The sequence below is a fragment of the Pseudomonas sp. o96-267 genome (genome assembly GCF_003935465.1).
Taxonomy (GTDB): domain Bacteria; phylum Pseudomonadota; class Gammaproteobacteria; order Pseudomonadales; family Pseudomonadaceae; genus Aquipseudomonas; species Aquipseudomonas sediminis.
In genome coordinates, this window is record NZ_RHQP01000035.1 from 43,122 (window position 1) to 56,980 (window position 13,859).

Consider the following 13,859-nt stretch of genomic DNA (forward strand, 5'->3'; position numbering starts at 1 on the left):
GCGAAACGAAAAAGGCTGCCAATGGCAGCCTTTTTTATTGCCCGGAGCGGGCCTGGCTCAACGCCCTTCCACCTTCGCCCGCAAGCCCTGCAGCGTTTGCAGCGGCGCATCGACGACGAAACTGTTGGCCAGCCAGGAGGGCACGCTGCCGCCCGGTTCAGTGTGCACCTCATAGGTCACTTCCACCTCGCCCTGATCAAGCGGCTTGAGATGCCACTCGCCATCGACACGCTGCACCCGCACGAAGTCCTTTTCCTCCGGCAAGCGCTCCGGCACCGCCTTGAGCAGACGCGTGACGCCGCCATCTGCATCGGTGCGTGTGGTCACCTGGATCACTGAATCACGCGCCTTCACCGGCCAGGGCATTTCGAAACGGGTGTACAGCTCGCTCACGTCGCCCTTACTCTCGAGCAGTCGCTGCTGCTGGCAACTGAAGATCCAGGAGCAGGAGCCGGCGACATCCTCCTGCGCCGCTTGTACGGCAGCCAGGTCGCCCTTGATCGTCACCACGCCACGATAGGCCTTGTACTTCGACCCAGGCACATCGGCCAGATAAACGCTGACACCGTCTTCCTCGCGCTCCAACTGCCACTGCCTTTCGGCAGCTTGGGCAGTGGTCGCGTACAACAGCATGGCCAGAACGGAAAAACGCATCATTTCGAGCAACTCCCGGGAGGACTGTCTGCGTTTCGACCCGCAGGGCCGCAAGCGGTTCAAATCGTCAGGCCGTCGCCTGCTCCAGCCAGCCCAGCATCCGAATGGCACTCTCGCGGTCATCCGCACACAACTGTTCTTCTGCCTTGAAACCTCCGCACACAGCAGGTCTCTCCGGGCGACCGAAGATGGCGCAGAGAAACTCGGCATCAAGATGAATGCAGCGCACGCCGGCCGGCTTGCCATCGGGCATGCCCGGAATCGGAGAACTGATGGAAGGCGCGATGCAGCAGGCACCGCAACCAGCACGACACTCCATGAAACGACCTCGACTACAAACGAACGGCGGCGATCCTAATGACCTCCACACTTGCCGTCGAGGCCTTTCACGATCAGCGGTTACGCTGCAGGCGGGCCAGCAGGCTGGAGGTATCCCAGCGCCCACCACCCATGGATTGAACATCGGCATAGAACTGATCGACCAGCGCCGTCACCGGCAGCTGTGCGCCGTTGCGACGCGACTCTTCGAGCACAATCGACAGATCCTTGCGCATCCAGTCGACCGCGAAGCCAAAGTCGAACTCACCCGCCAGCATGGTCTTGTAGCGGTTTTCCATCTGCCAGGACTGCGCCGCGCCCTTGCTGATCACATCGACCACCGCATGACCATCCAGCCCTGCGCGCTGAGCGAAGTTCAGCGCTTCTGCCAACCCCTGAACCAGACCAGCGATGCAGATCTGATTGACCATCTTGCTCAACTGGCCGCTACCGGCCGGCCCCATCAGGCGCATCATTCGCGCGTAGTTCTGGATGACCGGCTCGGCCACGGCATAGGTTTCGGCCTCACCACCGACCATTACGGTCAGCACGCCATTGACCGCTCCCGCCTGACCGCCAGACACCGGCGCATCGAGAAAACCGAGGCCACGCTCGACTGCGATGGCTGCCAACTCACGCGCGACATCGGCCGAAGCCGTGGTGTGGTCGACCAGAATGGCGCCCGGCGCCATGCCAGCGAATGCGCCCTGCTCGCCGAGCACCACGCTGCGCAGGTCGTCATCGTTGCCGACACAACACATCACCAGTTCGGCACCTGCCACCGCTTCACGCGGGGTCGGCGCACTGCTGCCGGCATACTCGCCCATCCACTGCTCGGCCTTGCCCGGCGAGCGGTTGTAGACAGTCACCTGATGACCGTTGCGGGCCAGATGCCCGGCCATCGGATAGCCCATGACGCCCAAACCGAGAAACGCGACCTTTGCCATAGCGACCTCCTGTAGATATAGGCGCCAGAGCCTAACACGACGTTTGCCCTGGTCGAAAAGGCCTTCCATACTGCCAGCGGGTTAGCTCAGAGAGCTCGAGCCTGATCCTAACGCCAGGAACCTTTTCAATGCAGCGGGGCCGAAGCGCAACAGATCGCAGACAGGTTCAAAGGAGCGCCCATGGGGCATTGGCTAGTCATCGACCTGGAAGCCACCACCGACGAAGGCGGCTGGGCGATGGAAGAAATGGAAATCATCGAAATCGGAGCCAGCCTGGTCGGAGCAGACGGTCATGAGCGTGACCACTTTCAACGCTTCATCAGGCCACAGCGCCGCCCCTGCCTGACCGACTTCTGCCGCGAGCTCACCCATATCACCCAGGCCGAGATCGACAGCGCCGCTACCCTGCCCCGGGTCTGGGCTCAGTTCGAGCGCTGGCTGACCCAGCATGCGCCACGCCTGGTCGGCTGGAGCAGTTGGGGTGATTACGACCGCCGCCAGCTTGAGCAGGAATGGCGTCAACATCAGTTGCACAGCCTGCTGACCGAGGTGCCGCACCTCAACCTCAAACAGGCTTTCGCCAAGGCGCGCCAACTGCAGCGCCCGGTTGGCCTGCACAGCGCGCTGCAACTGGCTGGCATGCAATTTCAAGGAAAACAACATCGCGCCCTGGAGGATGCACGCAACACCGCCCGCCTGCTGCCGCTGGTACTGCCCATCAAAGACTGATGACGAAGAAAAGACGCTTGGGCATACTGGCGACCCTTTTATGGCCTGCCATGCATGGCGGTCACCCTTCGGGCCGTCGTCACACGACGTTAAACATGGCTCCCAGCAACTTTTTCAATCCCTTCCGAGGAATCGCAGATGTTCAAGGTCAACGAATACTTCGACGGCACCGTCAAATCCATCGGTTTCACCATGGCTGAAGGCCCTGCCACCATCGGCGTAATGGCCCCGGGCGAATACGAATTCGGCACCAGCCAGCTGGAAGTCATGCACGTGGTTGCCGGCGCGCTGACCGTCAAGCTGCCAGGCAGCGACAGCTGGAACACCTTCGAAGCCGGCAGCAAGTTCACCGTCGAGGCCAACAGCAAGTTCCAACTCAAGGTAGTCGTAGACACCGCCTACCTCTGCGAATACCGCTAAGCCACAGGCCTCATGAAAAACCGGCCCTCGCGGCCGGTTTTTTCTTTCATGCTCACCAGCAGGACATACCCATGCCACGCAGCGCACTTCTCGTCCCCATTGCCTTGCTCGTGGTGGCCATGGTCTCGATCCAGAGCGGCGCCTCGCTGGCCAAGAACCTGTTCCCGCTGGTCGGTGCCGAAGGCACCACGGCGCTGCGCCTGGTGCTCGGCGCGATCATCCTGTCGCTGGTGATGCAACCGTGGCGTGCACGTCTGGACCCGCGTAAGTGCCATGCCCTGCTGGCTTACGGCCTGGCGCTGGGCGGCATGAACCTGATGTTCTACATGTCGCTGCAAAGCATTCCACTGGGCATCGCCGTGGCCCTGGAGTTCACCGGGCCGCTGGCCCTGGCGCTGTTTTCCTCGCGCCGCCTGCTGGAGTTCGTCTGGGTGATCCTGGCCGTCGCCGGGCTGTGGATGCTGCTGCCTACCGGCGCCACGCAACACGCCATCGATCCGCTCGGCGCAGCCCTGGCACTCGGCGCGGGTGTTTGCTGGTCGCTGTACATCATCTTCGGACAGAAAGCCGGCGCCCAGCATGGCCGCCACACCGTTGCCCTGGGCACCTGGGTCGCCGCTCTCCTGGTACTGCCGATCGGAGTCTGGCATGCCGGCAGTGGCCTGCTGAGCCTCGACCTGCTGCCCATCGCCCTCGGTGTCGCGGTGCTGTCCTCGGCCCTGCCCTACAGCCTGGAGATGGTCGCCCTTACGCGCCTGCCAGCGCGCACCTTCAGCGTACTGATGAGCCTCGAGCCGGCAGTCGCGGCAATGTGCGGCCTGGCCTTTCTCGGAGAGAAGCTGCTCTGGGGCCAGTGGCGGGCCGTCGGCGCGATCATCGTCGCCTCGGCCGGCGCGGCCGCCACTATCAAGCCAAAAAGTTAAGTACCGAACTGCAACTCGGCCAGCCGCGCATAGAGCGGGCTGCTTTCGATCAACTCGGCATGGCTGCCGATGGCAGCCAAACGGCCCTGTTCGATCACTGCGATGCGATCCGCTTGCTTCACCGTGGCCAGACGGTGAGCGATCACCAGCGTGGTACGCCCGGCCATCAGCGATGGCAGCGCCTGCTGAATCAGGTGTTCACTCTCGGCATCCAATGCACTGGTGGCCTCGTCGAGCAGCAGGATCGGCGCATCGGCCAGCAAGGCACGAGCAATGGCCAGACGTTGACGCTGGCCACCGGAAAGCCCAAGCCCGGCCTCACCGAGATGGGTCTGGTAGCCCTGCGGCAAACGCTGGATGAACTCATGGGCGTGTGCCGCTCGCGCGGCCGCCTCCACTTCGGCCTGACTGGCATCCAGGCGGCCGTAGCGAATGTTGTCTTCGACCGAGCCGAAGAACAGCGCGGGATTCTGTGACACCAGAGCGAAACAGGCGCGCAGCTCGCGCGGCTCGAGCTGATCAATCGGCACACCGTCGATGAGGATACGCCCGCCCTGCGGGTCAAAAAAACGCAGCAGCAGATCGAACAGCGTCGACTTGCCAGCACCGGACGGCCCCACCAGCGCCAGGGTTTCACCTGCAGCCACCTGCAAATCGATGCCATCGACGGCATAGCTGTCCGCGCGCGATGGATAAGCGAAGCGCACGCCCTGCAATTCGATACGTCCCTGCACCGGCTGCGGCAGATGCTGCGGCTGCTCTGGCGCCACGATGGCGTTACTGGCGCGCAATAGCTCGCCGATACGCTCGGCGGCGCCAGCCGCACGCTGCAACTCACCGATCACCTCGCTCAGCGTGCCGAACGACGAGCCGACGATCAGGCTGTAGAACACGAAGGCTGCCAGCTCACCGCCAGAGATACGCCCGGCGATCACATCCATGCCGCCGACCCAGAGCATCACCCCCACCGCACCGAGTACCAGCACGATGACCACGGTGATCAGCCACGAACGCTGGGCGATGCGCTTACGCGCCACATCGAAAGCGGCCTCGGCCGACTCACCGAAGCGTCGCTTGTCCTCGTTCTGATGGTTGTAGGCCTGCACCGTCTTGATCTGCCCCAGCGTCTCGCCGACGTAGCTGCCGACATCCGCCACGCGGTCCTGGCTCTGCCGCGACAGCGCGCGCACACGGCGTCCAAACAGCAGGATCGGCGCTACCACCAGCGGCAGGGCCAGCAGGACGATGCCGCTGAGTTTGGGATTGGTCACCACCAGCAGCACGCTGCCGCCGATCAGCATGATCAGGTTGCGCAGCGCCATCGACAGCGACGAGCCAATCACCGATTGCAGTAGCGTGGTATCGGCGGTCAGCCGCGACTGGATCTCCGAGCTGCGATTGCTCTCGTAGAAGCCTGGATGCAACTCGATCAGATGATCGAACACCCGCCGGCGGATGTCCGCGACCACCCGCTCGCCGATCCACGACACCAGATAGAAACGCGTGTAGGTACCGAAGGCCAACGCCAGTACCAGCACGAAAAACAGCAGCAGGGACTGCCGCAGCGCTGCCGGCGATTGCGTGGCCAGGCCCTGATCCACCAGCAGCTTGATGCCCTGGCCCATGGACAGGGTGATAGCCGCCGTGAACATCAGCGCCAGCAGCGCGCCCACCACTCGGCCGCGATAAGGCGCGATGAAGCGCCAGGCCAGACGCATGGCGCCACGCTGGCGAGAAGAAAGCATCGAGGTCATGACAGGTCTCAGGAGTCAGCAGCCGAGGGCGCTTCAGCCAGCCAGGCCACTGCACACAAGGCCAGCGCAGCCAGATTGGTCGAAAGCGGATTGAACGCCTGAATCAACAGATGGGGGCTCAGCAGCGCAACATCAAGCAGCAACATCAGCAATATCGCGCCCGCGACCAACAAGGGCCAACGATGGCGACGCACCGTAAGCAGCAGGATACCCAGGAGAATCTCGGCCACGCCGCCAATGATCGCGATCACTTGTGGCGCGAACAACGGATGGTCTGGCAAGTGATGGGCTGTGATCATCGCCACCTCATCAGGGCTGAGCCAGAGAATCTTCGGTGCCAGCCCATGCCAGATGAACACCAACGCCAAGGCCAGCCGAGCGAGCCAGGCAATCTGCGCCAGACGCACCTCAGTCATGCAGGAAGCGCTCGGCATGGTCGGCGCTGGGCAACAGGCAGACCTCATGCCGACCGAACAGACGGTAGCGATTCAGCGCGATGCGGTCATAACACCAATCGCGCAGCGGGCGCGGAATCAGGCGCAGCCAGGCGAGCGCACGCCAGGGCTGGGGCAGGCGTGCAAGGATGCGCAGCAGCGCGTTCGAGCGTACGTGCAACCCCGCCTCATCGATCAGCGCCATGGTGTCGAAGTGGTCCGTCGGCAGTCCATACCAGCTCAACAATGCCTGGCCTTGCGCCGATTGCACTGAAGCCAGACGAAACTGGCGCTGGCGGTCATGCCGAATAAGGAACTTCGCCCAGCCATTGCAGAGCTTGCAAACCCCATCGAACAGGACCACGCGCTCGCCTGCAGCAAGGCCGGGCGGTAGCGTTTGCCTGCTCATTGAGCCGCGCTCGCCTGCTGCGCCAGCGGGCGGTAATGGCCGGTGATGCGGTAGGCGAACAGAATGTCCTCCTCCTGCGTGCCCCGGCCGATGTTGTGCAGCACTAGCGGTGTGCCTGTTGCAGCCTGACGATCACTGACGATGCCGATATGGGTAAGGCCACGCCCCAGATCCCAGGTGACGATATCGCCGGCACGGTAGGCCGAAGCATCATGCTTGACCGCAAGCGCCCAGCCCTGACGCTTGAACCAGGTCATCAGGTTGGGCACGCGGCGGTGATCGATGTTGCTGTCCGGGCGACTCAGCCCCCAGTTCTTCGGATAGACGGCGAAGTTGCCGCGCATGTCGCGATGCACCGCCTCCTGGAGATCCAGCCCCTGCTGACGCAGCGCGCGGATCACCACGTCAGTGCAGACGCCGGTGGCCATGGGTACGTCGCCGCCCGGATAGCTCAGCGTGCGGTAGGCCGGGTCATAACCCAAGGTCACGCCGACCTGCTTACGTGCATCGAGCACCAGCTTGTCGGCCTCTATGGCTTGCGCGGCAAGTGCCAGCGACCAAGCCAACAGTAGAACCAGCATGCGCATTTCGATCTCCTATCGACTCAGCGGGTATAGCAACTCTTCCTTGTACCCCGCCCAGACCCGCACGGCATCGGGGAAGGCATCATCCAGCGCCACGTCTCCACTGTCGACCAGCAGCGGCCGGCCCTCCAGCGTCGCCAGCTTGCGCTTGGTAGCCACCACACGCAGGCGCTCCAAGCCGATGGCGCGCAGCACACGCGGGCTGATCTGCTGATTGCCACGGCCGACAATATGGCCCTGACCGCCGATTGCGGTCACCAGCAGGTAAGTCGGGTGCCCGTCGACCAGATCGAACAGCTCGCTTTCGTTGACGTCACGCGCAATCACCTGCCCCGCTTCGATCACATCGACGCCCAGCAAGGTGGTTTCCAGCCCCAGGTTCTGCGCCAGGCCGTGCAGGGTCGAGCCTGGGCCGAACACGTAGCGCGCGTCTGGCTCCCACTCCGCCTCCAGCCAGGCGGCGAGATCGGCCAGCACCAACTCTTCGGACTCCACGCCACCCTGCTTGACTGCCTGCACGTAACCGCCCTCCTGCGGCACGCACAGCTCGCCATACCAGCGTGCGGTGACACGGCCTTCACGCAGGGCGCTCTCATCGATATCACGCACTTCGCCGCTGGCCAATCGCACCAGGCCGCCGTCTACCAGGCGCGCCGTCAGTTCGCCCGCGGCTCGCGGGCTGATGGCATAGACGCCGGACTGGATCTTCACTCCTGCAGGAATGCCCAACACCGGCTGCCCGTCCCTGATAGCGGCGCAAACATCGCGCGCGGTACCGTCGCCACCGGCGAAGAGAATCAACGCCACACCGGCGTCCTGCAGTTGCCGCACCGCACGCTGGGTATCTTCGGCGGTGGTCGCACCTTCGCTCAACTCACCCAGCAAACGATGTTCGAAGCCCATCTGCGCCAAAAGATCGCCACCCATGGCGCCGGGGTAGCTGACGAACTCAATGCGCTCTTGCAGGGTCAACAACTGCTCAAGCGCGGTGCGCGTACGTTGTGCAGCTTTTGGCTCGACACCCAGAGCCAGCGCCTGCTCGGCCATGCCGTCGCTGCCCTTGAACGCTGCCGGGCCACCCAGGCCGGCCAGCGGATTGATGATCAGACCAATATGAAAACGCGACATGAGTTCCTCGTTCCACACAGGCTGGCACGCAGCCTGCAATACGATTTTTGCACTGTGTTTTGTGACGGAGTTCCGCCGTCTTGGAATCTGTTTAAAGTATTGCGAGCTAGAGCCAGGCAAGGCGAAATCGGGCGAACAAGCGGAGTTTACGAGTAGTAAATGAGCTTTCTGAGCCCGATTTCAAAGCAGCATGGCCGACGTGCAGCAGACTTCGAGCAGGTTCCTAATTGTCACCGCGCCTTCATCTGGATGTCCCAGACTGGCGCCCACCACTGATGAGGAGACAGGCCATGAGCTTGCAAGACAACGCCGCCCAATGCCCCGCCACCGCGCAACAGCAGGAACCGGTGGGCGGTTTTATCATCGACGGCCAAGGCCGCGAAGTGCCCATTACCGAAGACATGATCCAAGAGGCGTGTGACGCCCTGGAAGAAAGTCGCCAACGCGTCAGCCAGCAGGCGTGAATCCGCTGCGCTGGGCTCTCAACGTGCCCAGCGCGCATACCTTACTCGCTCGGCACCAGTTTCAACGACAGTGAGTTGATGCAGTAGCGCAACCCGGTCGGGCGTGGGCCATCGGGGAACACATGCCCCAGATGCGCGTCGCATTTGGCGCATTTGACTTCGATGCGATGCATGCCATGGCTGTAATCGTCGAGGCTGGCGATCACCTCGTCATTGATCGGCTGAAAATAGCTCGGCCAACCGCTGCCCGAGTCGTATTTGGCGTCCGAGTCGAACAGCGCCTCGCCACAGCAGGCGCAGTGGTAGATGCCAGGGGTTTTGCTGTCGTGATAAGCGCCGGTGAACGGCCGCTCAGTGCCACCCAGTCGGCAGACATGAAACTGCTCGTCGGTCAGCTCTTCGCGCCAGCTATCCAGGGGTTTTTCGACTTTATCCACGAACGGAGTTCCTCCTCGGTAATGGGCGATACGCGGCGTTGCAGGCTGCGCCAGCGCCTGGTGGCAACCGCTGCCAAAGCGAGCGGTGTGCGACTGCTCGGTCACTGTGCACCCTTTGGCAGGCCAGAAAAAAGCCGGGCGGATACCTTTGCCGCGCTCAGGGCGCCACGTATGATTCGACCCCAGTCTGTCACCCGCGTTACAGGCTGCCAAGATTCCCCGTCGAGAGAATTTTGCAGCGTATTTGCGTGGGCTCTCCTTATCTCGGGATTCCTTACATGCAGGTCAGCAAATCGAACAAGCTCGCCAACGTCTGCTATGACATTCGCGGGCCGGTGCTCAAGCACGCCAAGCGTCTGGAAGAGGAAGGTCATCGCATCCTCAAGCTGAACATCGGCAATCCGGCGCCGTTCGGTTTCGAGGCTCCGGAAGAAATTCTTCAGGACGTCATCCGCAACCTGCCTACGGCGCAGGGCTACAGCGACTCCAAGGGACTGTTCAGCGCACGCAAGGCGGTGATGCAGTACTACCAGCAAAAGCAGGTCGAAGGCGTCACCATCGAGGACATCTACCTCGGCAACGGCGTATCCGAGCTGATCGTCATGGCCATGCAGGCGCTGCTAAACAACGGTGACGAGGTGCTGATTCCGGCACCTGACTATCCGCTGTGGACTGCTGCCGTGGCCCTGTCCGGCGGCAAGCCGGTGCACTACCTGTGCGACGAACAGGCCGACTGGTTCCCCGACATTGCCGACATGCGCGCCAAGATCACGCCCAATACCAAGGCACTGGTGCTGATCAACCCGAACAACCCCACCGGCGCGGTGTATTCGAAGGAAGTGCTGCAGGACATCGTCGAACTGGCGCGCCAGCACAACCTGGTGATCTTCTCCGACGAGATCTACGACAAGATCCTCTACGACGACGCCGTGCACATCAGCACCGCTTCGCTGGCACCAGACGTCCTCTGCCTGACCTTCAACGGCCTGTCCAAGAGCTACCGCGTGGCCGGTTTCCGCTCTGGCTGGGTGGCCATCTCCGGGCCCAAACACAGGGCGCAGAGCTACATCGAAGGCCTGGATATCCTGGCCAACATGCGCCTGTGCGCCAACGTGCCAAGCCAGCATGCGATCCAGACCGCACTCGGTGGCTACCAGAGCATCAACGACCTGGTACTGCCAAACGGTCGCTTGCTGGAACAGCGTAATCGGGCCTGGGAACTGCTCAACGATATTCCCGGGGTCAGCTGCGTCAAGCCCATGGGCGCGCTGTACGCCTTCCCGAAGATCGACCCGAAGGTCTGCCCAATCCACAATGACGAGAAGTTCGTCCTCGACCTGCTGCTTTCCGAGAAGCTGTTGATCGTTCAGGGCACCGCTTTCAACTGGCCGTGGCCGGATCACTTCCGCGTGGTCACCCTGCCCCGCGTCGACGACCTGGAGCAGGCCATCGGCCGTATCGGCAACTTCCTCAAGGGATACAGCCAGTAAGCCGACATGGATCTGCAGATAGACGACTTCTACAAGGACGCCGCCAGCGGCCTGCTCATGCTCTATCAGGCCTTCCCGCGCAAGATGGCGCTGTACGTGGAAGACCTGATCGGGCGCGAGGAGCCGGATGAGTTCGGCCTGCCGAGCAAGCGTCACCAAGCCTGCCTGGGTGCACTGTTGTGGCTGGCCGAAGAAGGCTATCTGCGTTTCGAGTCGACCATCGCCTATGACGCACTGGATCAGGCCGTGTTGACCGAGAAGGGTTTTCTGCGCCTGTCGCGCGCGATTCCCCATGCCCTGCGCGAAGGTGAAGTGTTGCCGCCGAGCGTGCGCCGCGTCCATGCCACACTAGCCTTTCAGCTGCGCGAGGCCCTGGCCCAGCAGCACGGTGAGCGCACTGCCCGCCTCACTCGCCTGCTGTTCGAGAGCACGTTACACGGCCAAGAGACATAGTTTGAAATAGTCGCTGGTTGAAAGCCCCAGGGGGGCGCCCTTATATAGCCGGCATTACTCGTACGTCTTTCCCCGTGAGGAGTCCGTTCACACCATGATGCGCATTATGTTGTTCCTGGCCACCAACCTGGCGGTTCTGGTTATCGCCAGCATCACCCTCAAACTGCTGGGGGTCGATCGGTTCACCGGCCAGAACCATGGCAGCCTGCTGATTTTCTGCGCCGTGTTCGGTTTCGCCGGCTCGCTGGTCTCGTTGTTCCTGTCCAAGTGGATGGCGAAGATCAGCACCGGCACGCAGATCATCACCCAGCCGCGCACCCGTCACGAACAGTGGCTGCTGCAGACCGTCGAGGAGCTGTCCCGTGATGCCGGCATCAAGATGCCGGAAGTCGGTATCTTCCCGGCCTACGAGTCCAACGCCTTCGCCACCGGCTGGAACAAGAACGACGCGCTGGTTGCCGTCAGCCAGGGTCTGCTCGAGCGATTCTCGCCTGATGAAGTGCGCGCGGTGCTGGCCCACGAGATCGGCCACGTGGCCAACGGTGACATGGTCACCCTGGCACTGATCCAGGGCGTGGTGAACACCTTCGTGATGTTCTTCGCACGCATCTTCGGTAACTTCGTCGACAAGGCGATCCTGAAGAACGAAGACGGCCACGGTATCGGCTACTTCGTCGCGACCATCTTCGCCGAGCTGGTGCTGGGTATCCTGGCCAGCATCATCGTCATGTGGTTCTCGCGTAAACGTGAGTACAAGGCTGACGAAGCCGGTGCCCGCCTGGCCGGCACCGGCGCCATGATCGCGGCGCTGCAGCGTCTGCGCGCCGAACAGGGCGTGCCGGTGCAGATGCCCGACAGCCTGACTGCCTTCGGCATCAACGGCGGCCTGAAGAACGGCCTGGCCGGTCTGCTGATGAGCCATCCGCCGCTGGAAGATCGCATCGAGGCGCTGCGCCGCCGCGGCTGATCGAAGCCGAAAAACAAAAGGCGACCTCAGGGTCGCCTTTTTCATTGCTCGCTGCTTTAACGGCGCGCCAGGTGAAACACCGCTTCCTCCACCGCCTCGAGCTGATTCTCGACAAACCGCGGGTTACCGCTCAGCACATCCTTGCGCTCCAGCTCATGCGGCACCCAACCTGGCGTGAAGCACTGCTCGACCTCGGCGTCCTCGACCGAGAACGGTGGGCCATCCATGCGTTGCTGGTCGTATACCAGGGTCACCAGCAGACCCTGACAGGCCGGCGGCAGAATCGCCTGCAGGTGAGCGGCGTAGCGCTCACGCATCTCTGGCGGCAACGCGATCAGCGCGGCACGGTCATAGAATGCCTGGCAGTCGGCAACGTCAGCGTGGCTCAGGGCGAAAAAGTCGCCGCAGAGAATACGTAGCTTGCCGGCCTGGTAGACCTTGAACGCGCCGTGCCGAGTGACCTGCGGCTGCACATCACGTTCGGCGAAAAAATCCTCCACGGCGCGCTCGGCCAGTTCGACACCAATCACGGTGTGACCCTGTTCCGCCAGCCAGGCCAGGTCCAGGCTCTTGCCACACAGCGGCACCAGCACCGCCGCCTGTTCGGCGAGCCCAAGCCGAGCCCAGTGTCGACGCAGATAACCGTTGACCTTCTCCTGATGAAAGCCGATTTGGCTGCGCGCCCAACGCTCCTGCCAGAACGCCTCGTGCATGAGTGAAACCTCCACAAATTCGATAGGAATGCTCAACTATTTATGCTGGAAGTCGATAGATCCAGCAACGAAGATGGCGACATCCTACTTCAGGAGCTGATCGTCATGCTGCCCTCACTGTTCATATCCCACGGTTCGCCCATGCTGGCCCTGGACCCAGGTGCCAGCGGCCCCGCACTGGCCAGGCTGGCCGCCGAGCTGCCCAGGCCCAAGGCGATCGTGGTGGTGTCGGCGCACTGGGAAAGCGAGCAACTGCTGCTGACAGCGGGCGAGCATCCGCATACCTGGCACGATTTCGGCGGCTTCCCGGCGCCCTTGTACGCCGTGCAGTATCCTGCTCCCGGCGCACCAGAACTGGCCAAGGAGATCGCAGAGCAATTGAATCACGCGGGCCTGCCGGCAGCGCTCGATGCCCGGCGCCCATTCGATCATGGCGCCTGGGTTCCGTTGTCGCTGATGTATCCGCAAGCCGATATCTCCGTGGTGCAGCTTTCGCTACCCAGCCGCCTTGGCCCCGAGCAGCAGACGCGTGTGGGTCGTGCACTGAGCAGCCTGCGTGAACAAGGCATATTACTTATCGGCTCCGGCAGCATCACCCACAACCTCGGCGAGCTCGATTGGCGCGCCGGCCCCGACGTCATCACGCCCTGGGCCAAGGAGTTTCGCGACTGGGTGGTGGAAAAGCTCGAAGCGAACGACGAAGAGGCCTTGCACCGCTACCGCCGGCAGGCACCCAACGCCGTACGTAACCATCCCAGCGAAGAACACCTGCTGCCGCTGTTCTTCGCTCGTGGCGCAGGCGAAGCCTTTTCCGTGATTCACGCAGGCTTCACCTACGGCGCACTGGGTATGGACATCTATCGCTTCGACTAGACGACAGACACGCGCCAGAAACAGCGCGGGCCCGCCGCGCCCGGGCGCGCGCGCCCGGGGGGGGGCCCTCCCCCCGCCCCCGCCCCGCGCCCGGTTTGACGGTGATGTGCTTGACCTGGAAGCGGCCGCCCATGTCCACCGAGTCGTACGAGCCCCAAGGGC

General features: G+C 62.8%; 18 protein-coding genes and 1 pseudogene. 8 read left to right on the forward strand and 11 right to left on the reverse strand.

Translation table 11 applies throughout. The annotated features are described in order from the left end of the window. Nucleotides 1-57 precede the first annotated feature (57 nt). From EGJ86_RS20585 to EGJ86_RS20595, 3 genes are all read right to left on the reverse strand, one after another. Nucleotides 58-657 carry an START domain-containing protein gene (locus EGJ86_RS20585; protein WP_125836441.1) on the reverse strand — a complete coding sequence of 200 codons (600 nt, stop codon included), beginning with the start codon at nucleotides 655-657 and terminating at the stop codon, nucleotides 58-60. A gap of 64 nt (nucleotides 658-721) precedes the next feature. Then, nucleotides 722-973: a YkgJ family cysteine cluster protein gene (locus EGJ86_RS20590; RefSeq protein ID WP_099524370.1), complete on the reverse strand. Its 252-nt coding sequence runs from the start codon at nucleotides 971-973 to the stop codon at nucleotides 722-724. A gap of 73 nt (nucleotides 974-1,046) precedes the next feature. Then, on the reverse strand, nucleotides 1,047-1,919 hold the full coding sequence (locus EGJ86_RS20595; RefSeq protein ID WP_125836442.1) for an NAD(P)-dependent oxidoreductase: 873 nt from the start codon (nucleotides 1,917-1,919) through the stop codon (nucleotides 1,047-1,049). A 180-nt stretch (nucleotides 1,920-2,099) separates the two neighbouring features. On the opposite strand from EGJ86_RS20595, the gene EGJ86_RS20600 reads away from it, so the two are divergent. The 3 genes from EGJ86_RS20600 (at nucleotide 2,100) to rhtA (ending at nucleotide 3,991) form a co-directional block, all read left to right on the forward strand. After that, on the forward strand, nucleotides 2,100-2,648 hold the full coding sequence (locus EGJ86_RS20600; RefSeq protein ID WP_125836443.1) for an exonuclease domain-containing protein: 549 nt from the start codon (nucleotides 2,100-2,102) through the stop codon (nucleotides 2,646-2,648). A 138-nt stretch (nucleotides 2,649-2,786) separates the two neighbouring features. Continuing rightward, nucleotides 2,787-3,068 carry a pyrimidine/purine nucleoside phosphorylase gene (locus EGJ86_RS20605; RefSeq protein WP_125836444.1) on the forward strand — a complete coding sequence of 94 codons (282 nt, stop codon included), beginning with the start codon at nucleotides 2,787-2,789 and terminating at the stop codon, nucleotides 3,066-3,068. Nucleotides 3,069-3,139: 71 nt separating this feature from the next. Then, nucleotides 3,140-3,991 (forward strand): threonine/homoserine exporter RhtA, encoded by an 852-nt coding sequence (gene rhtA / locus EGJ86_RS20610; protein WP_125836445.1) that lies wholly within the window; start codon nucleotides 3,140-3,142, stop codon nucleotides 3,989-3,991. On the opposite strand, the gene EGJ86_RS20615 is transcribed toward rhtA, so the two are convergent. The 5 genes from EGJ86_RS20615 to EGJ86_RS20635 are packed head-to-tail and all read right to left on the reverse strand — an operon-like array spanning nucleotide 3,988 to nucleotide 8,300. Further along, a complete protein-coding gene (locus EGJ86_RS20615) occupies nucleotides 3,988-5,745 on the reverse strand; it encodes an ABC transporter transmembrane domain-containing protein (protein WP_125836446.1) in 1,758 nt (585 codons plus the stop codon). The genes rhtA and EGJ86_RS20615 overlap by 4 nt on opposite strands. 8 nt (nucleotides 5,746-5,753) lie before the next feature. Next, nucleotides 5,754-6,161, reverse strand: coding sequence for a DoxX-like family protein (locus EGJ86_RS20620; RefSeq protein ID WP_125836447.1), 408 nt, complete (start codon nucleotides 6,159-6,161; stop codon nucleotides 5,754-5,756). Continuing rightward, the gene (locus EGJ86_RS20625; RefSeq protein ID WP_125836448.1) at nucleotides 6,154-6,588 is read right to left on the reverse strand and encodes a thiol-disulfide oxidoreductase DCC family protein; all 435 of its coding nucleotides are present in this window, start codon (nucleotides 6,586-6,588) and stop codon (nucleotides 6,154-6,156) included. The genes EGJ86_RS20620 and EGJ86_RS20625 overlap by 8 nt, the downstream gene beginning before the upstream one ends. Then, complete coding sequence (locus EGJ86_RS20630) at nucleotides 6,585-7,175, reverse strand: DUF1287 domain-containing protein (RefSeq protein ID WP_125836449.1); 591 nt, start codon at nucleotides 7,173-7,175, stop codon at nucleotides 6,585-6,587. The genes EGJ86_RS20625 and EGJ86_RS20630 overlap by 4 nt, the downstream gene beginning before the upstream one ends. A 9-nt stretch (nucleotides 7,176-7,184) precedes the next feature. After that, on the reverse strand, nucleotides 7,185-8,300 hold the full coding sequence (locus EGJ86_RS20635) for an ATP-NAD kinase family protein (protein WP_125836450.1): 1,116 nt from the start codon (nucleotides 8,298-8,300) through the stop codon (nucleotides 7,185-7,187). A 290-nt stretch (nucleotides 8,301-8,590) separates the two neighbouring features. Between EGJ86_RS20635 and EGJ86_RS25130 the strand changes: the two genes are divergently transcribed. Then, the gene (locus EGJ86_RS25130; RefSeq protein WP_166432395.1) at nucleotides 8,591-8,764 is read left to right on the forward strand and encodes a PA1571 family protein; all 174 of its coding nucleotides are present in this window, start codon (nucleotides 8,591-8,593) and stop codon (nucleotides 8,762-8,764) included. Nucleotides 8,765-8,805: 41 nt separating this feature from the next. Here EGJ86_RS25130 and msrB read toward each other — a convergent pair whose 3' ends face one another. After that, nucleotides 8,806-9,201: a peptide-methionine (R)-S-oxide reductase MsrB gene (gene msrB, locus EGJ86_RS20640; protein ID WP_106732404.1), complete on the reverse strand. Its 396-nt coding sequence runs from the start codon at nucleotides 9,199-9,201 to the stop codon at nucleotides 8,806-8,808. Nucleotides 9,202-9,479: 278 nt separating this feature from the next. Between msrB and EGJ86_RS20645 the strand changes: the two genes are divergently transcribed. From EGJ86_RS20645 to htpX, 3 genes are all read left to right on the forward strand, one after another. Beyond that, the gene (locus EGJ86_RS20645; RefSeq protein WP_125836451.1) at nucleotides 9,480-10,691 is read left to right on the forward strand and encodes a pyridoxal phosphate-dependent aminotransferase; all 1,212 of its coding nucleotides are present in this window, start codon (nucleotides 9,480-9,482) and stop codon (nucleotides 10,689-10,691) included. A 6-nt stretch (nucleotides 10,692-10,697) separates the two neighbouring features. Next, nucleotides 10,698-11,144, forward strand: coding sequence for a hypothetical protein (locus EGJ86_RS20650; RefSeq protein WP_099524394.1), 447 nt, complete (start codon nucleotides 10,698-10,700; stop codon nucleotides 11,142-11,144). Between the two features lie 94 nt (nucleotides 11,145-11,238). Further along, nucleotides 11,239-12,111, forward strand: coding sequence for a protease HtpX (gene htpX, locus EGJ86_RS20655; protein WP_125836452.1), 873 nt, complete (start codon nucleotides 11,239-11,241; stop codon nucleotides 12,109-12,111). 56 nt (nucleotides 12,112-12,167) lie between these two features. Here the strand turns inward: htpX and EGJ86_RS20660 are convergent, their stop codons facing one another. Then, on the reverse strand, nucleotides 12,168-12,824 hold the full coding sequence (locus tag EGJ86_RS20660; protein WP_125836453.1) for a thiopurine S-methyltransferase: 657 nt from the start codon (nucleotides 12,822-12,824) through the stop codon (nucleotides 12,168-12,170). A gap of 105 nt (nucleotides 12,825-12,929) precedes the next feature. On the opposite strand from EGJ86_RS20660, the gene EGJ86_RS20665 reads away from it, so the two are divergent. Beyond that, nucleotides 12,930-13,697, forward strand: coding sequence for a class III extradiol ring-cleavage dioxygenase (locus EGJ86_RS20665; RefSeq protein ID WP_125836455.1), 768 nt, complete (start codon nucleotides 12,930-12,932; stop codon nucleotides 13,695-13,697). Between the two features lie 85 nt (nucleotides 13,698-13,782). On the opposite strand, the pseudogene EGJ86_RS20670 reads toward EGJ86_RS20665, so the two are convergent. After that, nucleotides 13,783-13,859 (reverse strand): annotated as a pseudogene (locus tag EGJ86_RS20670) (hypothetical protein); the annotation flags it as partial.